The organism is Maribacter polysiphoniae, from assembly GCF_003148665.1.
Lineage (GTDB): Bacteria > Bacteroidota > Bacteroidia > Flavobacteriales > Flavobacteriaceae > Maribacter_A > Maribacter_A polysiphoniae.
In genome coordinates this window covers 12,928-38,364 of the sequence record NZ_QGGQ01000017.1, presented here as the reverse complement: position 1 = coordinate 38,364, position 25,437 = coordinate 12,928, and the positions used below count along the sequence as shown (strand labels likewise).

The 25,437-nt window shown below is 36.4% G+C and carries 21 protein-coding genes and 1 pseudogene; 16 read left to right on the top strand and 6 right to left on the bottom strand.

Annotated features, from left to right (window positions below):
* The 4 genes and pseudogenes from LX92_RS21565 to LX92_RS21550 form a co-directional block, all read right to left on the bottom strand.
* The coding region (locus LX92_RS21565) for a transposase (RefSeq protein ID WP_211315872.1) at positions 1 to 278 on the bottom strand (278 nt) is incomplete at its 3' end.
* 63 nt (positions 279 to 341) lie between these two features.
* Positions 342 to 584: pseudogene (locus LX92_RS21560) on the bottom strand (hypothetical protein); the annotation flags it as partial.
* Positions 584 to 1,129, bottom strand: a complete 546-nt coding sequence (locus LX92_RS21555) for a conjugal transfer protein (protein WP_449560178.1) — start codon at positions 1,127 to 1,129, stop codon at positions 584 to 586. The pseudogene LX92_RS21560 and the gene LX92_RS21555, both read right to left, overlap by 1 nt.
* Positions 1,130 to 1,203: 74 nt before the next feature.
* Positions 1,204 to 3,603 carry a TraG family conjugative transposon ATPase gene (locus tag LX92_RS21550; RefSeq protein WP_109655014.1) on the bottom strand — a complete coding sequence of 800 codons (2,400 nt, stop codon included), beginning with the start codon at positions 3,601 to 3,603 and terminating at the stop codon, positions 1,204 to 1,206.
* 86 nt (positions 3,604 to 3,689) lie between these two features.
* Here LX92_RS21550 and LX92_RS23010 point away from each other — a divergent pair, with 86 nt between their 5' ends.
* A complete protein-coding gene (locus tag LX92_RS23010; protein ID WP_170117922.1) occupies positions 3,690 to 3,857 on the top strand; it encodes a hypothetical protein in 168 nt (55 codons plus the stop codon).
* A 22-nt stretch (positions 3,858 to 3,879) separates the two neighbouring features.
* On the opposite strand, the gene LX92_RS21540 is transcribed toward LX92_RS23010, so the two are convergent.
* Positions 3,880 to 4,167 carry a hypothetical protein gene (locus LX92_RS21540; RefSeq protein WP_074669635.1) on the bottom strand — a complete coding sequence of 96 codons (288 nt, stop codon included), beginning with the start codon at positions 4,165 to 4,167 and terminating at the stop codon, positions 3,880 to 3,882.
* Between the two features lie 153 nt (positions 4,168 to 4,320).
* Here LX92_RS21540 and LX92_RS21535 point away from each other — a divergent pair, with 153 nt between their 5' ends.
* The 3 genes from LX92_RS21535 (at position 4,321) to trhA (ending at position 5,947) form a co-directional block, all read left to right on the top strand.
* Positions 4,321 to 5,004 (top strand): N-acetylmuramoyl-L-alanine amidase family protein, encoded by a 684-nt coding sequence (locus LX92_RS21535; protein WP_223308453.1) that lies wholly within the window; start codon positions 4,321 to 4,323, stop codon positions 5,002 to 5,004.
* 489 nt (positions 5,005 to 5,493) lie between these two features.
* Positions 5,494 to 5,742: an AdipoR/hemolysin III family protein gene (locus tag LX92_RS22860; RefSeq protein WP_223308457.1), complete on the top strand. Its 249-nt coding sequence runs from the start codon at positions 5,494 to 5,496 to the stop codon at positions 5,740 to 5,742.
* Positions 5,651 to 5,947 (top strand): PAQR family membrane homeostasis protein TrhA, encoded by a 297-nt coding sequence (gene trhA / locus LX92_RS22855; protein ID WP_223308456.1) that lies wholly within the window; start codon positions 5,651 to 5,653, stop codon positions 5,945 to 5,947. Before LX92_RS22860 ends, trhA begins: the two co-directional genes overlap by 92 nt.
* A 294-nt stretch (positions 5,948 to 6,241) precedes the next feature.
* Here the strand turns inward: trhA and LX92_RS21525 are convergent, their stop codons facing one another.
* Positions 6,242 to 6,454, bottom strand: coding sequence for a helix-turn-helix domain-containing protein (locus LX92_RS21525; protein WP_223308454.1), 213 nt, complete (start codon positions 6,452 to 6,454; stop codon positions 6,242 to 6,244).
* A gap of 195 nt (positions 6,455 to 6,649) precedes the next feature.
* Here LX92_RS21525 and LX92_RS21520 point away from each other — a divergent pair, with 195 nt between their 5' ends.
* From LX92_RS21520 to LX92_RS21465, 12 genes are all read left to right on the top strand, one after another.
* Positions 6,650 to 7,489 carry a universal stress protein gene (locus LX92_RS21520; protein ID WP_109655006.1) on the top strand — a complete coding sequence of 280 codons (840 nt, stop codon included), beginning with the start codon at positions 6,650 to 6,652 and terminating at the stop codon, positions 7,487 to 7,489.
* Positions 7,490 to 7,892: 403 nt separating this feature from the next.
* Positions 7,893 to 8,504: a recombinase family protein gene (locus tag LX92_RS21515; RefSeq protein WP_109655003.1), complete on the top strand. Its 612-nt coding sequence runs from the start codon at positions 7,893 to 7,895 to the stop codon at positions 8,502 to 8,504.
* 545 nt (positions 8,505 to 9,049) lie between these two features.
* On the top strand, positions 9,050 to 9,250 hold the full coding sequence (locus tag LX92_RS21510; RefSeq protein ID WP_109655001.1) for a helix-turn-helix domain-containing protein: 201 nt from the start codon (positions 9,050 to 9,052) through the stop codon (positions 9,248 to 9,250).
* Positions 9,250 to 11,175, top strand: coding sequence for a site-specific DNA-methyltransferase (locus LX92_RS21505; RefSeq protein ID WP_109654999.1), 1,926 nt, complete (start codon positions 9,250 to 9,252; stop codon positions 11,173 to 11,175). The genes LX92_RS21510 and LX92_RS21505 overlap by 1 nt, the downstream gene beginning before the upstream one ends.
* Before the next feature lies 1 nt (position 11,176).
* Positions 11,177 to 12,799 carry an ATP-binding protein gene (locus LX92_RS21500; RefSeq protein WP_109654997.1) on the top strand — a complete coding sequence of 541 codons (1,623 nt, stop codon included), beginning with the start codon at positions 11,177 to 11,179 and terminating at the stop codon, positions 12,797 to 12,799.
* On the top strand, positions 12,796 to 15,924 hold the full coding sequence (locus LX92_RS21495) for a type III restriction-modification system endonuclease (RefSeq protein ID WP_109654995.1): 3,129 nt from the start codon (positions 12,796 to 12,798) through the stop codon (positions 15,922 to 15,924). The genes LX92_RS21500 and LX92_RS21495 overlap by 4 nt, the downstream gene beginning before the upstream one ends.
* An 18-nt stretch (positions 15,925 to 15,942) precedes the next feature.
* Complete coding sequence (locus LX92_RS21490) at positions 15,943 to 17,847, top strand: DUF262 domain-containing protein (RefSeq protein WP_109654993.1); 1,905 nt, start codon at positions 15,943 to 15,945, stop codon at positions 17,845 to 17,847.
* A gap of 9 nt (positions 17,848 to 17,856) precedes the next feature.
* Positions 17,857 to 21,090, top strand: a complete 3,234-nt coding sequence (locus tag LX92_RS21485) for a helicase-related protein (RefSeq protein ID WP_109654991.1) — start codon at positions 17,857 to 17,859, stop codon at positions 21,088 to 21,090.
* Positions 21,091 to 21,747, top strand: a complete 657-nt coding sequence (locus LX92_RS21480; protein ID WP_109654989.1) for a DUF4391 domain-containing protein — start codon at positions 21,091 to 21,093, stop codon at positions 21,745 to 21,747.
* A 437-nt stretch (positions 21,748 to 22,184) separates the two neighbouring features.
* On the top strand, positions 22,185 to 22,931 hold the full coding sequence (locus tag LX92_RS21475; protein ID WP_109654987.1) for a YoaP domain-containing protein: 747 nt from the start codon (positions 22,185 to 22,187) through the stop codon (positions 22,929 to 22,931).
* 556 nt (positions 22,932 to 23,487) lie between these two features.
* On the top strand, positions 23,488 to 24,804 hold the full coding sequence (locus LX92_RS21470) for a TlpA family protein disulfide reductase (RefSeq protein ID WP_109654985.1): 1,317 nt from the start codon (positions 23,488 to 23,490) through the stop codon (positions 24,802 to 24,804).
* A 259-nt stretch (positions 24,805 to 25,063) separates the two neighbouring features.
* On the top strand, positions 25,064 to 25,414 hold the full coding sequence (locus LX92_RS21465) for a hypothetical protein (protein WP_109654984.1): 351 nt from the start codon (positions 25,064 to 25,066) through the stop codon (positions 25,412 to 25,414).
* Positions 25,415 to 25,437 lie beyond the last annotated feature (23 nt).

The window sequence follows — 25,437 nt, the reverse complement described above, 5'->3', positions numbered from 1 at the left end:
ACAAGTTCCGGTTCAAAGCTGCTCTGCCTGTCCTGGGGCGTATCGATGTCGAAGGTGCCGTAGCCGCTCTTGATCGTCTTCTTGCCCTTGCCGTTGCGTTTGTTGCCCTTGGTCCTTTGAACTTCGTTCAAATGCCCCTCCATCTCGGCCTCAAGGGCCTTTTCGATCACGTTCTTCAGCATTGGGGCGAAAGCACCTCCTTTACCGAAAAGGTTCTTGCCGGACATGAACTGGTCAAGCACCTTCTTTTCGAATTCTGTTTGTTCTTCTTTTCTCATGATTCTGTCTGAATAAAATTAATACTTAAATTTATTTCAGACAGAGTTCAGTTTACACCCTCTAGAAAATATTACAAGTATGACTATCGCAAAATTCCTAGCTAGGTCAGTAGGACTTAATCCCCAGGTATAACCTTCTTTGGTGGTGACACCTTCATTATATTTTTTTAAAATATTAATGAGAAAAAATAATACGGCAAGTGATTTCATACCTGTAATGGTGTATTGTGAGAAATCACTGTTTTTAATCGTTTGAAAAACAGTGTCCACATATTCCAATCCTATACCTAAAAAGATTCCTTCCATTAATAATCGCCTTCTCTGTTGTTAATTTTGCTCTGCATTTCACGGAATTCTATAATTTCTCTATATCGTCTAGTCTTTTGCTCAATTTCCGATACCATTTCTTTGGACTGTAATTCCTGTTCTATAAGGACTTCTGCACGTTCGGCATCCGTCATTTTCATATGGTCGTTAGAAAGGATTTGATCAATAAACTCCATACCCTCAGTGGAATTTTGCAGAATTAAGTTGAATGAGTTGGAGATCCGGTTTATTTCTTCTGGTTTTATAAATGGGGAATTCAAAATTTCCCGGAGGTCATTTTGGACTATTTGATATAATCTTTGGTTGTTTTTCACTAATTCCTTAACCGCTCTCAATTGCTTGATTGCATTATTTACTTTATCAATATTTTCTTTCTGTTCTTTTAGAAATTCCATGGTTTTTATAATGTTTACAGTTTGTTTTCCTGCTTCTAAAAGTTGCTTGGCAAATGAGATAAAGTTGACGTTGTCATAAACGGGCATTCCTTGGGCCCTGGCAATGCCGGGCGATAAGAATAGGGCCATGGTTAGGGTGATGACAATGATTTGTGCACTTTTCCTTAGGGTTTTTTTCTTTTTTTCTTTCATTCTTTCTTGTGTTAGAGGTTTATAAATTCCTTAATTGCTTTCTCCATGTTATTTGTCTTTTTGTAAATGGCCATTATGTCCTCGTTTTCTTTGCCATCGGTTAAATAGGCAGCGTAAACTTCAGTCGGTACCTCTAGGCGGAAAATGTTACTTTCCTTTCCTATTTTGATAAACATCTCGGTGTACTTTCGGGGGCCGGTCAGATTGTTTTTGATAGATTTTAACTGGTTCAGGTCGTGTTTGGAAAGATTCAGGCGCTTTACTATTTCGTCATACCCTTTTTCATTGTTCAGGCTGTAAATGACTTGTGTGTTTTCAAGGATGCTTGCCGAAGTTGAATTGTCCGGCAGCTGATTGATGGATTGTAGAATGATACCTATGGCACCGTTCTGTTTCCGGATGGCCTGGTAATAAAATTCTACACTCTCCAGAACATTGTCAAACTTCAATTGTTTTGCAAACTCATCGAAAAGGATTATGCCTTTCTCAGCTCGGTTCTTCCAAATGGTTCGTTGGATGGCTGTTTTTATCAGCTTCAGCATTACGGATAGGATTTCCTTATTGTCCTTTACTTCATCCAACTCAAAAACAATAAGGCGCTTATCTTCGATTTTATAGGTCTGATCCTCGCCTACCTCAAAGAGAAAGCTGTAGAGACCATCATCAACATACTCGGACATGATGTGGAGGAAGTTGGTAATGTTGAAATAATCGGGATGGATTTTAAGGGTTTTTAAGAGTGAATCCTTATTCCGCTCGATAAAATCATAGAAGCTACTTAAGGATTGTCCCAATGAGGTTTGTTTGTAATAATGACGAAGGATTTTCTTTACAGAAACCGATTGCGCCTTGGTCACTTTTATATCGGATGCAAACAGTTCAAAAAGGAACAAGGATAGGTCTTCCAAACGTTCTGGAGTCAGGTCATTTTTATCGCTGATGAAAAAGGGATTGATGCCTAGATTCTGCCCACTTTCGTAACGAAGAACGGTGTACTTTTCGGGATAAAGTTTGGCAAACTTGGTATATGATCCACCAAGATCGATGATGACCAAACGTACACCGCTTTCAAAATACTGGCGCAGAATATTATTGGCCAAGAAGGACTTTCCTTCACCTGTAGGTGCAAAAATGGCAAAGTTCCGTGCTTTGATACGTTTTTTTCGCTCATCCCAGACATCTTTCAAAACGGGTACATTGTATTCCCTGTCGTTGAAAATGATGCCCGTTTTGTCCGATTTGTAATTCGTGTTATTGATAAGTAGGCAAAGCGCATGCTTTAAGTCTGTAACGTACAAATCCTCGTTGGAAAAATTGGACGAGAAAGCACAAAAGCTGTTCAAAAAATAGTTGATTCGTTCTTGACCCCTAGGATAATATGGAATGATGTCTAGCTCCTTGAACTCTGCCTTTATTTGTGAGGTAATGCCATCTAGCTTTTTAAGGTCTTTATGCCAATAAATAATGTTGAGCTGGCCGCGTATGACACGGGCATTATCATCAGCATTGATTTTATCGATAATGTGTTGAATTTTTCCTATAACAACCTTGTTTTGCGAACCGAAGTTGGAGCTCTTTTTAAGTTCCTCAATTTTCTTGTCCAGCAGTTTGCGCCATTTCTGTTTATCGTCCAAGTACAGGATTTGATTAACAATATGGTTCTTGTTCAAGGTCAGGCCTAGACCATCTATAAATCCTTGATGGAACACAAAATCGTCAGAAGTAAATCTTTCATTCGTTTTGCTACTGTGTACGTTTTCACCAAAACATGATTCACTATTGACGGCAAGAATATCGAAATGATTTTCACCGATATTGATATTGGTTTTATCCAACAGAATATCGGTATCGTAGCCTTTATTGAATCCATTGAAATAGCTATGGGTTAGTTCTAAAATTTCATTAGATATCAAAGGCGTAAGTACAATTTTACGACTATTATTAATAAAAGATACCGAATCGGTTACTGCGCTTAAGAATCGGTTTAGGTTCTCGTCCAGTTCCTTAGGAACGGAATTCGATACTATTTTAAACGGATTGACATATTTGGAATTATTAAGTGTCTTGTTCTTGGTAAGTACAAAGAACAGATAACATTGATGTTCCATAAACTCCCTTCCTTTGAAGTGATTGGAAGTGGCTTTCGCCAAAAAGGTATTGTTGGGAAGTTTTTCAGCTGTGTATGACTTTTTTAAATAAACATCTTGTTTATGGACAACTGTGCCTACTGGCAATGATTTTAATGCCTGAAACCAAGCGCCGTGCAAATCCTCAAAATCTTTCTCGGAGAGGGAATAGATTTCAGGTAGGTCTACTTTGTAGCAGAGCACCACATTACCATTTCTGGCAAATAATACATTCTTGTGTATGTCCACAATGGGATGGTTAAATGTCAAATTAAGCTTCTTCATAATCGAGTACTGTGGATTTTTTATTGGTAATAATTTTAGGGAAAGGATGGGTAAGCTGTAAAAGTTGCGGACGTTGGACCATACGTATGAGTACTATATATAAGCCGCAATTGAAGATGATTACGCCAACTATTATCCCTAGGCCAAAAGAGAAGATAATGACCAACAAGGATGCTATTATAGACACCATGAAAAAGGCGAACAATGATACAGGGAGCCCAAATATCATTGCCCGTTTTCTAATATTCTTGTAAACTTCGAATTTCTTCATTAGAGCTAGACTACAATGCTTATGAGGTAGGTAAAAATTCCAACGACCGCACCGGCAATAAGTACAAAGACGAGGACACGTGTAATTCCTTTTTTAAGGTCTGCGTTTTCGCCAAAGAAATGACCAGCATTAAATAGGAAACCTATCAAGAAAATGACACCAAGAATTATTGGAAAAATGGTTCTAATGGTATCGGAAACATCATTGACCGAATCTTCGATTCCTCCGATTTGGGCAAAAATTGAATTGGAAATTAGCAATAGTAATAAAGTTGGATACAGTGATTTTTTCATGTTAAAATGACTTTAAAATTAGACTGATTTTGTTTTTAGAAAAATACTGTATATTGCAATTCAAAATACTGATTATCAGTTATTTGTGAATAAAATATTCTTTAATATGGAATGTATTTATTTGATACGAATTAGCATCAAATTGTATGAAAATTGGAAAGAGCTATGTTGATAACCTTTAAATTTTTGAGGTGGGGATCGCTCAGAAACGTCAAACTTTGGCTGCGTACCCCTCAAGTCTTTGTGATTTTGATGCTACAGGGATACCAAGTTTTCGCTCAGCAAAAAGTGATTGTTATCGATCCTGGGCATGGTGGAAAAGATTCGGGTGCAATAGGCATAAATCAACTTCAGGAAAAAAAGGTAGTTTTAGATATCGCCATGGAAATCTTAAAGCTTAATAAAACCATTTTTGAGAATAGATTTGATATATACCTGACTCGATATAAAGACACCTTAATTTCATTGACTGACAGAACAAAATTGGCTAAAGCACTTAATGCCGATGTTTTTATCTCCTTGCATTGTAATTATTCGGATAATCCGAAGGCTAGAGGGCTAGAGGTATACGTTGGCAAGAACGAATCTAGAAATGTAAAAAATTCTTTTAGTCTTGCCTATCAATTGCAATACCAGGTTAATAAGCGATTAGGGTTTGATAGTAGGGATGTGAAGTTTGCTAACTTTCAGGTGTTGAGGGAAAATATTGATATTTGTCCTTCCTTGCTATTGGAATTTGGATTTTTAAGTAATAAAGAGGAAAATGAATATTACACTAAATCATCTGCAATTAGAGCAGTAGCCTTAGTAATATTTGAATGTCTGATTAAAATTTAAACCATGAAAGAGCTTGGGATAGAAGTATATAAAGCCATCAAGCATATCTTAGTGGCGTTCTTTAAGACTCTTAACAAAAAGTGGATTTTGTAAAGAAATTTACTTTTTTAAAACATGTGGTAGGGAGCTTAATTACAATCTCAAGACCTCGGCCTAAAATCGTAATGCAAGGGTAAATTAGAACCACCGTCTGACCCCTTTGAAATTTAGCGTTTCGCTAAACTTTCCAATAGTTTATCGATAGGAATGGATAATTAAACCCTTTAAAGGACTTCAGCTAAGGTATAATTATTAACACCTTTTTATAGACTTTAAAAGTGATTTTGAAAGTTCATTTAGGGGTGGGATTTACTATACCATATTATTTTCGCGATTATAGTTTAAAGTGAAATTGTGAGCAGTACCGCCAATGGAATTAAAAAAGCTGCACTAATTTTGGCAACTTAGTAAAAGTTGTCAGTTGGCTATACACCGCCTCAATTCATTTTTATGAAAGCTCCAGAGCCCAATACACTAATTCAGCAAGAACTCGTTAACAGTATCGTACATGGTTTTGGAATTATTTTAGGCATCGTGGGTATTCCCATTCTAATAGCCTTTGCCATAAAAAGTGATAATACACCAGGCGTTATCGGCGCAGCTATATATGGATTTTGTTTTTTTACAACTTTTTACTTTTTCCACGCTCTACCACGGATTTCAACATGCCCGGGCAAAGCACGTATTTCAAATCCTTGACCACATCAGTATTTATTTCCTGATATCCGGCACCTATACTCCATTTTTATTGATTTATATGAATAATGCTTTTGGCATTACGTTGCTATCGGTATTGTGGTGCCTGACTGCATTGGGAATTGTTTTTAAGATTTTTTTTACCGGTAAATGGAATATTATTTCGACGCTTAGTCCATACCAAGGCATATTGTTTTCATTGGGTTGACCAATTCTTCAAAAAAAATGGAACCTATCGGTCATTTACCGGCCCCAAAAACCGCTTTTAAAACTTCAGTATTCTTTTTAATACCTTTACAGTACGACCTTACTAGTTATCATAAAGACATTTGAAGTGCGTGGAGAAACACCACCGGAATCTACGGGACATTCCGGTACGCCCTGCCAGTGCGTCCCAAAAAACGTTCATGGCTGTTGCGGAACTGGTTTGAAGTATGGGGAGTGTCCCAAAAAAGGTTTATTTTAGGGGACAGATAGAACATCATTTAAATAAGTTCAATTATTATTTTCTGAATTTCTTTGGAGTTATCTGTCTGTACTTCTTAAATGCATTTGTAAAATGACTCGAATCCGTAAAATTCATTTTCAGGGCAATTTCTGAAATGGTCAAACCTGTTTGCTTGAACAATCTTTCGGCCATTTTCATTTTTGTCTGCATCACGTATTGATGACCGGAAATGTTTTTAATTGGGAGACATATAGAACTCTTTTTCAAACCTAAATTTGTATTATAAACTATAAATATGACTGCAAAGAACTATTCAAATCTATACAAGCTTTCCAATCATTTCATTTAATCTTATGGAACAGTAAAATTCATGTTAAGTTTCTGTAAACATGATAATTATCATAAAGCAAATTACAGTTCATATATAAATTTAGAGAATCAAATTTGTGAATCCAGTCTGTTATGAAAAAGATTTTATTGCCCACCGATTTTTCTGAAAATTCACTTAATGCTATTTATTATGCCCTAAAGTTGTTAAAAGGTGAGAATTGCACTTTTTATCTTTTAAATACCTATACACCTACCATTTACAATTATGATTTTCAATTAAAACCTGGAGGTTTAGGTAACGTCGTGGAAGTTCCTATAAATACGATCGGAGAACTAGAAGATCTTAAGAAAGATCTTAAAAGTAAATTTGTAAATGCCAAACATAAGTTTATAAATATATCTGCTTTCAATTCCTTAACGGATGAAATAAAAAATCTAGTAATTCAAGAGAAAATAGATTTAATCGTTTTGGGCACAAAAGGAGCATCGGGGATAAAAGAAGTGGTATTTGGCTCAAATACCATACACATTATTCAAAAAGTAAAATGTCCGGTGTTGTCCATACCTGATGGTTATATTTTTGAAAAACCTACTGAAATTCTATTCCCTACGGATTATGGGATTGATTTTACTGAAAATCACCTGGATATTTTAAAAACCATCGTGAACAACTTCAAATCAAAAATTCATGTATTAAATGTTTCTCTTGGGCAAGATTTGACGGAGGCTGAAAGTGCCAATAAAGAAAGACTTGAAAAACTTCTAGCCGAATTCAATGATACTTATCATAGAGTTATCGATGATGGAGTTCCTCAAGCTATAAATAAATTCCAAATGTTGAAGCCTATCAAATTGTTGATGATGATCAATAACAAACATTCTTTTTTTGAAAATTTATTTTTCAAACCTGTAATTAATAAAATTGGTTTTAACTTAACCGTTCCTTTCTTGGTTATACCTTCTAAAATGTAAATCAGTTTGAAATGTAAACGTATTGATTTCTATCGATTTTATCAATAAAGCTGAAAAATGAGTTTATCAAAATGGTCGCTATATACTAACCGGGGAAGACGAGCGGCTATATTGCTCAGGCTTGGAATCATATGTTAATGATTTATGGAAGAAAGTACAACGTCCTATAAAACGGTCGATTCACGTGACACTTTATACAGAGCGGAAAATCTTGGACGGGAGTGTCCCATTACTGGTCTTTTTTAGTAGTTTCGTTAATTAACCTTTTACGGTACTAAATAAGTGTATTTAAATGACCGTTTTATTGAACTTTTGAAATATTCTAGACCACCCCAATAATAAAGTTTAATATAGCGTATAATTTTATTAGTTTAATTCTTTACCTTTATTTAAACTTTTGATTATGGTTTTTGGATATGCAAGGGTAAGTACAACGGAACAAAATCTAGATTTACAATTGGATGCCTTTTTAAAGGAAGGAATCCAGGAAAAGAACATCTATACCGATAAGGTTTCCAGTACAAAAGAAGAGCGAAAGAATTTGAGCAAGCTTTTGGATTTTGTTCGGGAAGGTGACACCATCGTAGTTTGGAAACTGGACCGTTTGGCCAGGAGCCTTATACACTTCACCAATTTTATAAACCAATTAAATGAGAAGGGGGTGAAGTTCAAAAGTATTACCGAGCCCTTTCTGGATACTACAGATACATCTTCCCATTCCAAGTTCATAGTAAACATGTTCGCGGCCCTAGCCCAATTGGAAAGGGACATCATAATCGAAAGGACAAAGGCCGGTCTTGAATCGGCAAAAAGACGGGGTAAAATATTGGGTGCACCTAAAGGGATCAGTAAGAAAAATCAGCAAAAAGCCGTACTTTGTGAACAGTATTTCAATGATGGTGTACTTACGGTTTCAGAGATATGCGAACAGCTTGGAATCTCAAGGGCCACCTACTATAAATATTTAAGATATAGGGGACTTAACGGAAAGTTGAGACCTTATAAGAATAGATAAAATATAAAAATGAGGTTGCAGCTTTTTCAACAAATACCAAAATATTAATCTAGGTATTCTTTAGCTGATACCGAATTTTATCAATAAACCATTTTAGTGGGTTAAACTTGTAAAAAGCATTACAAAAAATGAACATTTCGTTTTCCATTACGCTTTTCTGTAAGGAGTTCTCTTTTTTATTCATTTATTTTGATGAACAACATTTTGGAAATATTATATATTCATGTAAACTCTTGAATTATGGACTATTAAGTTTCAAAAATACGATTATAAAACACAACGATTTTGTTCTAAATTAGATGTGTTTTACATTTAAATAAACAAGTTGTGCTTCATGAAAAAAGAGAAATCTAAATCTTGAATGTTACCTAAACAGAAATAGAATTAAAGGAAAGTGACAAAATAATTAATCTGAAAGCCCCAGCTTGGCATTTTCAAAATTTCTCTGCCGGTCCTTATTGGCACGTTCTACCCATAATAACTATTATTTTATATCTTATTATTTGAGATATAATTGTAATTTGGAACCGAGTAATTTGACAGCAATGAACCGAATAAAAGAAGTACTTGAAGAGAAAGGAATCAAGCAGAAATGGTTGGCCGAACAACTCGGGAAGAGCTACAACATGGTAAACGGATATGTACAAAACAGGCAACAACCGCGCTTGGAAGTGCTTGCCGACATTGCCAAAATATTAGACGTTGACGTAAAAGACTTGATAGTCTCTACTAAAGAAAATAATTGATGAATATAGAAAAATTAGACCTCAAATCTCCCGACTTGGTGAACGAAAACTTTGAAAAGTTAGCAACCCTCTTCCCTAACTGTGTTACGGAAGGTGCAGAAGGCAAAGCCATAGACTTTGACCTGCTCAAACAAGAGCTAAGCCATGCCGTGGTAGAAGGCAACAAAGAACGTTACCGATTGGAGTGGCCAGGGAAACGAGAAGCCATAGTAACTGCCAACCTACCCACCACCAAAACCTTACGCCCTGTAAGGGAAGACTCTGTAGATTTTGACAATACCGAAAACCTCTACATAGAAGGCGACAACTTAGAAGTGCTCAAGCTACTGCAAGAAAGCTACTTGGGTAAGATTAAGATAATCTACATAGACCCGCCTTACAACACAGGTAAAGACTTTGTGTACAAAGACAACTTTAGCAAAGATGCCCAGGAAGAACTTATTGATAGCGGACAAAAAGACGAGTACAATCAACGCTTAATAGCTAACCCTGAAACTGCAGGACGCTACCATTCTGATTGGTTAAGCATGATGTATCCAAGGTTGAAGTTAGCAAGGAATCTATTAACGGATGATGGAGTGATTTTTATTTCTATCGATGATAATGAAGTGCATCATTTAAGAAAGGTATGTGATGAAATTCTTGGAGAGTACAACTTTGTGGCTCAATTCATTCATAAGAACAACTCCAATAAAAATCAAGCAAACCTTGTGAGTGTTTCATGCGAATACTTTTTGTGTTATTCTCGAGACTTAGAAGTTTTGAATAAAGAGATTTGGCGTATTGAAAAGAAAGGGGCTAAAGACATTGTAAAAGCATTTAATCAATTAAAAAAACAAGGACTTGAATTAGATGAGGTTCTTGATGAAATAAAAGACTTATATAAACGACCAAAATACGCCCATTTAAGTAGATGGAATAAGATTGATGAGAAAGGGGTTTTTATGGATGACAACCTTTCCAGAGAAGGTGGAGCTAAAGATTATACCATAATCAATCCTGATACAGGAAAACCTTGTCCAATACCACCTCGTGGTTGGGCTAAGTCAAAGGTTGAACTCGAAAAGCTTCGTGAAGATAATATGATTTATTTTGGAGACCCTTCTACACCTCCACGAATCAAATCATATTTAACAGGTGAAGATTTATCCGTGCCGGATAGTTTTTGGTACATAGACAATTCGATTGATACGAGATGGCAAAAACAAACATTCAACTCATTAATATTTGAGAACCCAAAGCCCTTAGAGTTGATAAGGCTCATTATGGAAATGTCTTCCGCAAAAGATTCAATTATACTCGATTTCTTTTCAGGCTCAGCAACTTCTGCTCATGCTACATTCCAATTGAATACTGAAGATTTGGGAAAACGAAAATTCATACAGGTTCAACTCCCAGAATTCACTAATGAAAAAAGTGAAGCGTACAAAGCAGGCTACAAAAACATTTGCGAAATAGGCAAAGAACGTATCCGCAGAGCAGCCAAAAAAATCAAAGAAGAAACCAAGGCTGATATTGATTATGGCTTCCGTGTCTATCGCTTAGACAGCAGCAATATGCAAGATGTCTATTACAAGCCGCAAGACTACGACCAAAACAACTTAGACCTCTTTGGAGACAATGTAAAGTCAGACCGTACTGCAGATGATTTATTGGCGCAAGTGATGTTAGATTGGGGTTTACCCCTATCGCTCAAAATTGAGCAAATAGATGTATCGGGCAAGAAGGTATTTAAGGTAGCAGAAAACTCGCTCTATGCATGTTTTGATAGTGGCATAGATGAAGACTTTGCCAAAGCTATTGCTCAAGATGAACCATTACGTATTGTATTCAAAGACAACGGCTTTAAGAACGATACTGCCAAGACCAATGTAAAGCAGCTACTCAAGCAGCTAAGTCCAGAAACTGAAATGAAGGTAATCTAGCATGGCGTTACCGGTTAACATAGAAGAGCTTATACATGGCAATACAGTTGAATGGGAGCGCATTGAACTAAAGCAAGGTTGGAATCCGGAAGATGTCATCCATTCCATGTGTGCCTTTGCCAATGACATTAACAATTGGGGCGGGGGTTATATTATTGTTGGTGTTGCAGAGGATAATGGCCAACCGGTGTTGCCTCCTGCCGGGATACAGCAAGAACAGTTAGATGTGATCCAAAAAAAAATCGTAGAACTGTGCCATAAGTTACGCCCTCAATATTTTCCTATTGTACAGCCTTATTTGCTTAATGGTAGACATATATTGGTCATTTGGTGTCCGGCAGGTGATAATAGGCCTTATGAAGCACCTGATGGTCTGGGCAAACAAGCTGTTAGCTATTCGCCCTATATAAGAATGACTTCCAATAGTATAAAAGCTAGAGGAAGTAATTTAACCAGATTACAAGAACTTGCAGCGCGTATACCTTTTGATGATAGAATTAACAATCAGGCAAGTCTAGAAGATTTAGACCTTGGGTTGATGAGAGAGTACCTTAGCGAAATCAAGAGCAATTTGTATGAGGAAAGTGCCAAAATGGAATTTCCGGACCTATGTAAGGCCATGCTGATTGCAAAGGGCCCGGCTGAAGATATTAGACCGGTCAATGTAGGCTTGCTATTCTTTTCCAGGAATCCAGAACATTTTTTTCCCAGAACCCAAATTGAGTTGGTATTACATGATGATGATTCCGGTAAAAATTTTAAAGAAGTTTATTTTAAAGGTCCGTTGCAAAAGCAACTCAGGGATTGTCTATCATACATCCGGACCAACATTATTGCGGAGCAAGTAGTAAAACATGCCGACAGGGCGGAAGCAGAACGCTTTTATAATTACCCTTTTGAAGCGATAGAGGAAGCCATGAGCAATGCCGTGTACCATAAAAGTTACGAATTGGGTTCTCCCATAGAAGTACAGGTGTTTCCGGACAGGATAACCATTTTAAGTTATCCGGGACCGGTACCGCCGGTAAATGGAGAAGTACTATCTACACAAAAAAGAATAATCGCCCGGGAGTACCGTAACCGTAGAATCGGAGACTTTTTAAAAGAACTAAAACTTACCGAAGGGCGTGGTACCGGTTTTCCTGCCATCTATAACGCCCTTGAAGCCAATGGTTCTCCTGAACCTACTTTTGAAACTGATGATGCCAGTTATGTTCTAGTTACTATTCCTGCACATGCTGTTGACCTAGCTGGTGACGGAGCTAATGACCAAGTAGAAACTAATGTTTTCAGTACTTTAGAAGATATTGTTGTTTTTTGTGACGGAGCTGGTGACGGAGCTGGTGACGGAGCTGGTGTTGCAGCTAGAAGAATAGTTGAAGAAGAATTACATGATAAAGTTGAAGGTTTACTTGATGGTGCTACTGGTTGGGTCAGTAGAGAAGAACTATTTGAAAGTATAGGGTTATCCAATCATTCCTCAAACAGAAAAAGATATCTGGATCCGGTAATAGATTTGGGTATGATAACCATGGAATACCCTGATACACCCACCCATCCAAAACAACGTTACAAGACGACAACGTCAGGACAGCGATTATTAACATTATTAAGGGGAGAATGAAATTACAGTTTAAAGAACAAGACTTTCAGATAAAAGCGGTGCAAGCTGTGGTAGATTGCTTTGCAGGGCAACCTTTAAAGACCAATCGTTTTACACTAGAACGAAGCAGGGAATTAATGAAAAAGGCCAAACAAGCAGCTACTGGAGCCCAAACTTTAGACTTTGAAATAGAGGAAGAAATAGGTTACCGGAATTCTTCCATCCAATTAATCGAGAGCCAAATATTAAAGAACATACAAGAAGTACAGCGAGGTAATGACTTACATGAAAGCACACAGATAGAGCGTCCCAAAGGAGTTAAATTGGGTTATAATCTCACCATAGAAATGGAGACCGGTACCGGTAAAACCTATACCTACATACGCACTATGTACGAGCTACATAAGAAGTATGGGTGGAGCAAGTTCATTGTTATTGTTCCAAGTATAGCCATACGGGAAGGAGCGTATAAATCCTTTCAGGTTACCCAAGACCATTTCCAAGAACTCTATGGTCATAAAATTAATCCGTTCATCTACAATTCCGGCAGACCACAGGACATTGAAAACTTTGCATCCGATAGCCGCATCAGTGTGATGATTATCAACACCCAAGCTTTCAATGCACGAGGTAAAGACGCTCGACGTATTTACCAAGAGCTAGACCAATTTGGTACCAGAAGACCCATAGAAATCATTGCCCAGACCAATCCAATATTGATTATAGATGAACCCCAATCCGTAGATGGGGTAAGAACCTTGGAGAGCATGCAGGACTTTAATCCACTGTTCACGATGCGCTACTCAGCTACGCACAAAGTGGAATACAATAAAGTCTATCGTTTAGATGCCTTAGATGCTTACAACAAGCGTTTAGTCAAGAAAATACAGGTAAAAGGTATCAACTTAAAAGGCTCAACAGGTACCAATGGATACCTCTATTTAGAAAGCATCAGTCTAAGTACTTCCAAGCCGCCCTATGCGTGGATAGAGCATGAAAAGCGTACTGTTTCGGGGAGTATTAGTAAGAAACGTGTTAAGGTGGCAGAAGGCTACAATATATATGAGCAATCAGGCAACATGCCCGCTTATAAAAATCAGACCGTTACAGAAATAAATGGCTACCTAAATAAAATAGTTGTCGGTGGTGAAGATGTATATCCAGGTGATATTCTTAATGACAAAGACGAACACGCCTTTCGTAGAGTACAGATTAGAGAATGTATTCTATCTCACTTGCAAAAAGAAAAGCAGCTCTTTGGTCAAGGCATTAAAGTCCTGTCATTATTCTTTATCGATACCGTAGAGAAATACCGTGTCTATGATGAATTAGGAGAACAGCAATTGGGTGAATATGCCCAGATTTTTGAAGAAGAATACGACAAGGTCAAAAATGAGTTCTTAGACCTCTTTCAGCAAGAATATAACGACTTTCTAAAGGACACCGACCCTAGCAAAGTGCATAAAGGCTACATGCCTACCAACTTTGGGGAATACCTCAAAAGAGATTCTGCAGATAAAGTACACAATGGCTATTTCTCTATAGACAAGAAAGGCAAAACAGTTGACCCGAAAGTAAAAAGGGGAAAAGAGTACTCAGAGGACGTTTCTGCCTATGACTTGATCATGAAAGACAAAGAAAGGTTACTGAGCTTTGAAGAACCTACACGATTTATCTTCTCGCACTCTGCTTTAAAAGAAGGTTGGGATAACCCGAATGTCTTCCAGATATGTGCCTTAAAACATGCTGAGAGTGGCAGTTTAACCAGACGCAGACAGGAAGTTGGGCGTGGTATGCGTTTGTGTGTTGATAAGCGTGGAGTCCGTCAAGACTTTGAATTGGTTGGCGAACAGGTACATGAGTTGAACAAGCTTACTGTAATTGCCTCTGAAAGCTATGAAGCCTTTGCCAAAGGATTGCAGAAAGAAATAGCCGAAACACTTAAAGACCGTCCCCAAAGAGCAGAAGTAGATTACTTTGTTAGTAAAGTTATTACCAACGAGCAAGGTGAAGAATTACGCCTCACGGAAGATGATGCCAAGAAGTTGCAGTTCAAACTCATTGTTGGTGAAATAATTGACGAAGATTACAAGATTACCCCTAAAGGAAAAGAACTGATTGAGCAAGGAAAAGTTCCTTTACCCGAAAAACTAGAACCCTACAAAGAATCTGTTTGCAAGCTGCTACGGACCATTTATACAGGTGCCGAATTTAAACCGGAAGATGAACGCCAGACTGTAATTCTCAACACCAACAAGAACTTTGCTAAGAAAGAGTTCCAGGCACTTTGGGAGAAGATTAACCTAAAGACCATTTACGAAGTACAATTCGATACAAACCAGCTTATTCAGGATTCTAAAGTCAAAATAGATGCACAACTACACATTGGAGATCGTGTATATGAAGTAAAGACAGGTGAATTGGAAGATGGTACTGCGGAGCAAATGAAAGAAGGGAGTTTGGTACGCGAGTCCAAACGCCAATATATGAAGCTCAATAATGATTTGTATTCCAACGCCGTTTATGATATTGTAGGTGAAATAGAAGTACAAACCAACCTCACTCGAAAAACCATTGTAGAAATACTCAAGAAAATCAAGCAAGAGAAGTTCTTATTGATACGTAAGAATCCAGAAGAGTTTATCGGCAAATGCAGCAAGCTGATCAACGAAGTAAAAGCAAGTCTCATTATCAACAACATTGTCTATCACAAGACCGAAGAAAGGCATGATGCGAAGACCGTGTTCACCAATGATAAGTTTGCATTGCGTAAGTCCGAATTGCTCAAAAAGCACATTTATGACTTCCTTACTTCCGACTCTAAGATTGAATCAGACTTTGCAACTGCATTAGAAAACAGCACTGAAGTTGTGGTCTATGCCAAGCTTCCAAAAAGCTTCTATGTGTCCACGCCTGTAGCCAACTACAGTCCTGATTGGGCAATCGTATTCGATAAAGACGAAGTGCGCCACATCTACTTTGTAGCAGAGACCAAAGGGTCTGATTCAGATATGGACTTACGAGAAATAGAGAAACTAAAAATCCATTGTGCTACAGAACACTTTAAAGAGATAAGCGGAGCAGAAGTGAAATTTGAGAAAGTAAGTAGCTACGAGAAACTAATGGACATTGTACAACTGAGTTAAGCACTAACACTTGAAAGAATGAATTTAGGTAAACCACATTTAGAAGACCTTTTCAATAAGCAAATTAGGTTTCAAATACCTGTTTTTCAAAGACATTACGTTTGGAATGAAAAAGATCAATGGCAACCTCTTTGGGATGACTTCAGAAACAAACTGAATGAACGAAACAACAAGAATAAGAACCACCCTCATTACACAGGCTCAATTGTTCTATTTCAAGAGTCGACAACCACAAGTACTGTTGCAACTTACAATGTAATTGATGGTCAACAACGCTTGACCACATTTCAACTATTCATAACTGCATTCAGAGAAATTTGCAGAAAGCATGTTGGTGACGATAACCTATTGAATGACTTGAACAAGCTCTTATTTAATGACAAAGTGTATGGTCAAACAGATTATGACAATCAAAAACATAAGCTCGAACCTACCAAGTTTAACAATGAAGAGTTCAAACTCATTTTGGACAATACTTATGATAAGGTTGAAGAACGTTTGATTAGCCCAATTTTAGAAGAATATGGAATTGGTTGGAAAACCTATAGAGATGTAGCCAAGAAAAGATATCGTATGTTGGCCGCTTTCTTATTCTTCTATGAAAAATTAGAAGAGTTGTTGGAAGAGTCAACTGAACCAATGGAGGCAATTATTCCTAAATTGCTTTTAACCCTTAAAAGGGATTTTCAGTTTGTTGAAATTAACCTTGACCAAAATGATGACCCTCAGATGATATTTGAGACCATGAATGGCAGGGGCGCCTCTTTGACAGAAACAGACTTAATCCGTAACTACATATTCATGAGAGCTGATAGAAGTCAAGTTGACCTCGATAGCGTGTATGAGCAATATTGGGATGAATTTGATGATGCAAGTGCCGAATTTAAATGGCATGAACAGACCAGTAGAGGTCGGTACTACGAAACACACCTTCAGTTCTTCGTTATTGATTACTTGACCTTGAAAATGCGAAATGATATTCGTTATGATCAGGTATTTTATCATTACAAATTCTTCATTGTCAATAATGACTCTTTCACCACAGTGGAAGAAGAATTAAAAGAACTGAATCGTTTTAGCTCTATTTACAAATCAATCCTGAAACCCAATCCTGAAACGGTTTTTGGTAGATTCTGCTCAAGGTTAAGAGACATGGGCATTTCAACAATCTACCCCCTTATATTGGCGATTCAGGGTCATAGCAAGATTCCTTTGCAGGAGAAGATTGGAATGTTTACCGCACTCGACTCATACATTACAAGAAGATTTTTATGTGGATACACAACTAAAAATTACAATAAGGTCTTTCTTGATTTTATTAAACAAGTGGATACCTGCAAAACAGCAGAAAAGTTTATAGAATATATAAAGTCAAAGACGGGCGACACCAACTTATGGCCAACGGATACCATACTCAGAGAAAAGCTTAAAGAAAGACCTCTCTACAGAGAAGAAAAAAACCGAACCAGAAGTATTTCCAATATCCTTTTGGAAATAGAGAAATTCCGAAGGGGTAAAAAGCAAGAGAAAATAGAATTTGTAAATGAAGGTTTGACCATTGAACATGTTCTACCTCAAATGTGGTATGAGCATTGGCCATTGGAAGGAAACTTAATTCCCCAGAGTGAATTCGATATTGCGGTCCATGCTGTAATGACAGAGGAAGATCAAAATGGCTATTATCATAAAATAGTCAATAGGAATAATAAGCTGCATAGCTTAGGGAACTTAACCTTACTTACTACCTCTCTTAATCCTTCAGTAAGCAATTCTTCATTTGATATTAAGCAAAAAGAATTAGCTAAGCAATCTACTCTTCTCTTGAATACCTATTTCATTGAATTTGAAAATTGGGATGAGTCAACAATCGAAAAAAGAACTGAGCTCTTGATTGATGACATAATTAAAATTTGGAAATATTAGAGCATTTGCATGAAGCTAATCGACAATGTAAATACACGTTTGGGTGATGACCTAAAGGAAACCATAAGAAAAAGCAGTAAACTAAGTATTGCCGCTTCTACGTTCTCTATATATGCTTTTGAAGCACTCAAAAAGGAATTGGGGAAAATTGATGAACTTCGCTTCATTTTTAGTTCTCCTACCTTCATTGAAGAAAAGTTTCAGAAGGAAAGCAGGAAGTTCTACATACCGCATATTGTTCGAGAAACAGAGCTGTGCGGTGGTGAGTTTGAATTGAGATTAATGAATCAACTCAACCAAAGAGCTATTGCCAAAGAGTGCTCAAGGTGGGTAAAGGAGAAAGTCACTTTCAAATCCAATAAGCATAACAATCTACCCCTTAATGGGATGATACATGTACACCAGGACAATGAGAATGCTCAAGCTTACATAAATGTCAGTGGTTTCACCACTACCGATTTGGGCATCACACACAAAAAAGGGTTTCCCACTCTTATTCAAAAATCTGAATATCCAGATAGTAAAGCTTACTTAGATTGGTTCAATCAGGTGTGGGAAAATGAAGAAGACTTGAAGGATGTCACCGAGAAAGTACAAAAATACTTTGAGAGTGCTTACAAGGAGAACAGTCCAGAGTTTATCTACTTCATTACCCTTTACAACATATTCAATGACTTCTTAGATGATTTATCCTTGGATAATCTACCCAATGAGCAAATTGGTTTTAAAGACACGTTGGTATGGAAGAAGCTCTACAACTTTCAGCAGGATGCGGTTATTGGCGCTATCAACAAATTAGAGAAGTACAAAGGTTGCATATTGGCAGATTCTGTTGGTCTAGGTAAAACCTTTTCAGCTTTAGGGGTAATCAAGTATTATGAGATGCGGAACAAAGACGTATTGGTACTTTGTCCAAAGAAATTAGAAGCCAATTGGAACACCTACCGCCACAATGATAAAAACAACATTTTAGCAGCCGATAGATTCAGGTATGACGTCTTATTTCATACCGACCTAGGTCGTGAAAGTGGCACAAGCAATGGTCGAAATCTTGAGTCAGTCAACTGGGGCAATTACGGCTTAATTGTCATTGATGAATCACACAACTTCAGAAACAACAATACAGTAGTAGGCAAAGAGAATCGTTACCAGAAATTGATGCGTAAGGTCATTCAGGAAGGTATTGAAACGAAAGTACTCATGCTCTCTGCAACCCCTGTTAATAATAGGTTTAACGACTTACGAAACCAATTAGCTTTAGCTTATGAAGGTGAATCGGAAAACATTGATGCCAAATTAGATACCCAAAGTGGCATAGATCAAATCTTCCGCAAGGCACAACAAGCATTTAATATTTGGAGCAGGTACGAAACAAATGAGCGCACCACTGAGAAGCTCTTAGATATGCTTGATTTTGACTTCTTTGAGATATTGGATTCACTCACTATTGCAAGGTCAAGAAAGCATATTACAACCTATTACGATACCACAGCTATTGGCAAGTTTCCTACACGTAATAAGCCAGTATCCATTCAAAGTCCATTAACGCATTCAGGTGATGTAACCTATGTAGATATAGCCGAGAAGCTCACGCTACTCAACTTATCCGTTTACACACCATTGAATTACATACTTCCAAGCAAGGTTCAAGCCTATGCTGATTTGTATGATAAGGAAGTTCGTTCAGGGTCAGGGAAGTTAAGTCAGGTAGATAGAGAAATCAGTTTGAGAATCTTGATGCGTATCAACTTACTTAAGCGTTTAGAAAGTTCTGTTGATTCATTTCGTATCACCTTGGAAGGTATTATCGGTCAAATTGAAAATGCCATTAGAACCATTGAAAAAGGAGATACGGACGATTATGAAGGTATACACAAAATCCTAAGTGACGAGAATTATGACTTTGAATCCAATTGGGCAGATGAAGAACAAGTAATTGGAAAGAAGATAAAAGTTCACATTGCCGATATGGACACTACCAAGTGGCAAGAAGACTTAAATGAAGATCTAACAGTACTGAATCACCTTTGGGGTAAAGTGGTAGATATTACAGGAGCCAATGATGCCAAACTTCAAAGCTTAATCGAACTCCTGAACAACAAGGCGCAAGAACCTTTCAACCCAAACAATAAGAAGGCAATTGTATTTACAGCATTTGCCGATACTGCCAATTATCTTTTTGAAAATATCAGTAAAAAACTCAAAGACGATTACGGTATCAATACAGCACTTATTACAGGTTCAAGAAAGATTTGCACCACCAAGAAAATACCTTCTGACCTAAATGCAATTCTTACCTGCTTTTCGCCATTGTCTAAAGACAAGGCTCAATTGTATTCAAAAATATCAGACTCGGTTGATTTATTGATAGCTACAGACTGTATCTCAGAAGGTCAAAACCTTCAGGATTGTGACTTGCTTATCAATTATGATATTCATTGGAATCCAGTGCGAATCATTCAACGCTTTGGACGTATCGATAGAATCGGCTCAAAGAATGACAGTATTACTATGGTTAACTTTTGGCCAGATGTAACGCTTGATAATTATATCAACCTGAAACAACGTGTAGAGAATAAGATGTTAATCAGTAACATGGCAAGTACAGGTGATGACAACATTCTCAATACCGAAGAAAAAGATTTAGAGTACCGTAAAATCCAGCTTCAAAGATTACAGGATGAAGTTATTGATTTGGAAGATTTGAGAGAAGGTGTTAGTATCACAGACCTTGGCTTAAATGACTTTAGGGTTGACTTATCCAACATGATAAAAGAGTATGGAGAGCTGAAGAATATTCCCGAAGGGCTGCATGCGGTAGTTAAATCAACTCCCATACTCGAAAGCGGAGTAATTTTCGTTCTGAAGAATGTCAATTCAAGTGTAAATATCAATAAGCTCAACAGGTTGCACCCCTACTATTTAGTGTACATGAAAATGAGCGGAGAACTCATACTTAATCATGTGGATTCTAAAAAGATATTGGACGCCATGCGAATGCTCTGCAAAGAAAAAACGAAACCGATTGAAGAAGTCTGCAAGGAGTTAAGCGAACAAACAGATGACTACCATGAAATGGATGAGTATTCTTCATTGCTCAAGCACAGCATTAGCACAATCCTTCAAAAAGAAGAAGAAAAAGAAGTGCTAAGTCTATTTAAAGCAGGTGGTACAACAGCATTACAAGAAAAGATAAAGGGAATTGAAGACTTCAAATTAGTGTCATTTTTAATCGTGCGTTAAATGGACTTCTTCAGCTTACCTTCCAGAACTAAAGTAGGTCGTGTTGTACCGAAGAATGCATTTGATGAATACACCAACACCAAGCAAAAAAAGCTTTTTACAGAATGTATTAAACGTATTACATGGACTCATAAGCTTTCTGCGGATACATTGAATTTAGATACTAAGGATATTCAGGAAATACAGGTTTTCAAGGTAGAACTCAAGCAAAAAACCGATATCTATAAAATCCTTGAAATCATTAATAAGTCCATTCCGTACCACATTGTATTTTGGGTGGAATATGACCAAGAAGCTTACATTTCGACTGCTTCAAAACACCCGCACCCTACCAATGATGATGTTGCAGTAATTGATTGGACCTTTACTTCTGATTGGTTCAATAAAGTCAATTACAGTTATGTATTTAATCTAAAAGGTAGTTTAAACGCTGTATTTAAGGATTTATGTGTTCAACTCACAGGTAAACCAAAATTAGGTAAACAATCTTTGGATTCAATCTTAAAGAACCAACAAGAAGTAAATCGCTTAAAGAAGGAAATCAGCAAACTCAAATCAGCATTATCCAAAAGCAAGCAGTTCAATGAAAAAGTGGATTTAAACTTAAAACTTAAGAAGGCTGAAAAGAAATTAAATGATATAGATAATGTCAAATAATATTAAAAACGTTGATGAATTAATTGCTAAAAGATTTTTGGATTATCGAAAATTTAAAAACATCAAACATTAAACTCTTGGTAAAGATAAAGTGTAGCCTTCCCTAAAAATGTAGCCTTACCCTTTTTTCGTTCAACCTAAAATTCGAAATCATTATCTTTAAGTCTAGATGGCCAAAAAATGAGAAAGGACACTTTCTCGGCAAACCAGAATAGAATTAAAAGTTCAATAAAAGGATGAGAAAGGACACTTTCTCGGCAAACCGGATTATAATTAAAAGTTCAAATAAAGGATTATTAACTTAACTTAGTATACCATCAATGATATTATCGAACTGTTGTAGCTCATTTAAACAAGCACCGGAACTAACCATGGAAAATTAACAATTGTTATAGGAATATAGATATTGCCATTTCACTTTTAGGAAAATCGAAACAATGGAAATTATAAAACTTGCCGAAGAGAATATTCACGACGAGCATATTTGTTGTGCAATAAGCGATAAAAAATGCGTAGATGGATATGAAAAGAAAAAAGAGTGGCTCAAAAAGGAATTTAGGAATGGCTATAATTTTCAAAAAGTCAACGTTCGAGGAAAAGTATTTATTGAATATGTTCCAATAGAAAATTCTTGGCTTCCAATTACCGGAAAAAATTTTATGGTAGTAAATTGTTTTTGGGTTTCTGGACAATTTAAAGGAAAAGGGAACGGGAAAAAGTTATTAGAACAATGTTTAACCGATTCTAAAGAAATGGACGGAATTATCGCAGTTTCCAGTGATAAGAAAAGACCTTTTATGACTGACCCAAAATTTCTCAAACACCAAGGATTTGAAATTATTGACGAGGCAGAACCATATTTCAAACTTTGGGGATTGAAAATAAACCCTAAAGCAGAATTCCCGAAATTTATTGAAAGTTCCAAATCAGGAAAATGCCCTAATAGCCAAGGAATTACAGCATATTATTCGAATACATGTCCATTTACGGAATATTACACGAATCGATTATTACGGGAATACGCCAAAAAGAAAAATATACCTTTAGAAATCAACCAAATTAAATCCCAAGAGGATGGTCGTAGAATGCCAATTCCCTGGGTTATAAACAGTGTGTTTTACAAAGGAGAATTAGTCAGTTTAGAAATGAAAGTGGAAAGACATTTGGAAAAACTAATTGGATAAAAAACGAGCAACAATAAAGGATTGAGCTGAATTAAAAGTTCAAATAAAGGATGAGATATAAAAGTTTCCCTTAGCTAGAGCTGCTTAGTTTTCTAATACTACCATAGAGTTGTCACTATTCTTAAAATATTGAAATTAAGTGATTTAATTTCAAAATTGGCTGTAATTTATAACCTAAGGGTAATGTTTTATAGCCGATATAGATTACGTAATCTATTTTTACATTATCTCCTGTGCTTGCTAAAAGAAAATAAGTTTATAATTTCTGTCATTTGATAGCATTGCGTATAAACGGAATGGAAAGTAGACTTTAACAACACGTCCGGGAAGAATATTTTGAATCTACTGATACGTTAACTTTTTCACTATTGGAAAACAGTGATATACAAGATCAAAACGTTCATTTATATATAATAAAGGATGTAAGATGCGGAATCGTCATAAACAGGGCCTTGGGAGGCTCGGAGTTAATCCCTCCCTGTATTCTCGACGTTCAACTGTTACCTTTACGCTTGCTCTAAAAAACCATTAAAATCATTAACCATAAATAAATTAGATGAAATTCAGTGTTGTTTTGTTATTCTGTATTTACCTTCTATTAACACAAGGTTGCTCAAATGAGAAAATATTCAAATTACCCATAACATTCCAAGAGGGGTATGGACCTTTTGATTCAGCCATGGTAGGAATATCACCATATTCAGATAATGAAAATGACCCTTGGAAGAAAACACATCTAAAAACATCCGGAATACCTAAAAACTGGACTGATGTTAAGATTGGAGATGTAGATACAGATATATACCAATCTGTATATCAAAACTATTATTTAGGGAATATTACAAAAGAAAGGTATGAGGAATTACAAAAAACATGGGGTTGGGAGCCAGACTCGATCAATTTATCGAAAAAACCTATAAAATCTAAAATCGCTTTTGTTTTTGGGAAAGATTCTGTTGGCGAACTGCAAATGATAGTCGACGCAAATAATAATCATGATTTTAGTGATGACGATATTTTTAAACCTACGGAAGTCAACCCGAAGCGTAATATCAATAATGATTCATTAGTAAAGAGTAGCGCCATCAAAGTGAGTTTTGAGCAATTTTCAAATGATAAGATAATCCAAGTTAGTGCTCCACTTTTAATCGTGCACATGAAACAATACAACATATTCTTGAGCAATTTCGCACAATATGCAACAGCAAGATTTCAAGGGGAGGAAATAGCTATTTCGTCTAACAATTTTACAAATTTGTCGTATGACAAAGTAGGCATTATAAAGGTTGGCGACTTGAGTGAAAAAGGAGATAAGGCTGATTTCCAAAGCTTGATCGCAAAAAATGAATTTCTTGAAATTGAAAATGGTATCTATAAAAATTTAGGTGTAAAAAAGAACGAAAATGTATTGGTATTAGAAAAAATGGATTTACCCAAAAGCAAATTGCCCTCTACCCAAATTGGATTTAAGGCTTATGATTTTTCTGGTGATGATTTCAAGACAAAAACTCCAATTACATTAGACAGTTTAAAAGGAAAATACGTATTTCTTGACTTTTGGGCCACTTGGTGTGGTCCCTGTATTCAGGAAATGCCTAACCTAACTGATTTATATGAAAACATTGACAAGTCGAAGTTTGAAATCATTGGCATTGTTGGCGATAGTCCAGTAGAAGATTTAGAAAAAATGATAATTAAGCATTCAATATCTTGGCCTCAAATTATATCAAACGATTCAAATAAAATAAAAGAAACCTATGGTATAGGTGGATATCCAACAACATTTCTTCTAAATCCAAATGGAATTATCGTGGCAAAAAATTTAAGAGGGAAGGAATTGGAAAAGAAAGTCACTGATTTAATGAATGAATAAAACTGGCACCTAACACCTATAACCATTAAAATGCATGGATTTATTACAAGTCCGATCGGAAGTGGGGGCGCAATTTTTAATAGATTCGGCCATATAAAGTTTTCCTATTTAGGCTTCACGCGTCCATCGTACAATGAATCTTAAAAAATGGTTACTCTTAATAAAGTTCAAATAAAGGATTTAATTTTCGCTGTTCATTTAGTAATTTTATGCTAATGAGATATATTAAAACTCGTCGACAATAATCTTTCATGACAAAATGAAGAATTATAATCTTTATAAATGTAAGGTGGAGAGGTCTAGAATAAATGGTAATTATACTGTATGGTTGCCTGAACAGGAGAACAACGATTTTGTCCAAATGATTGTAGATAATAATTCATTTAGTCATGGAACATTTTGGGAACGTTTATTAAAGGTGAGTGCAATTGAATTTGGCCTTGATATTTCAGAAGTATATTTTGCACCAGAAGCGGATGTTTTTGTCTCTTATACTAGTAGTTTTCAATTGGCTAAAGAAATGGAGGCTATTTTTAATAACCTAATCACCAATTTTGAATTTCTAAGGCGAATGGTTATTATTAGCGGAATACAATACAACTATAACTAAGGTTTAATTATAGCCAATATGGA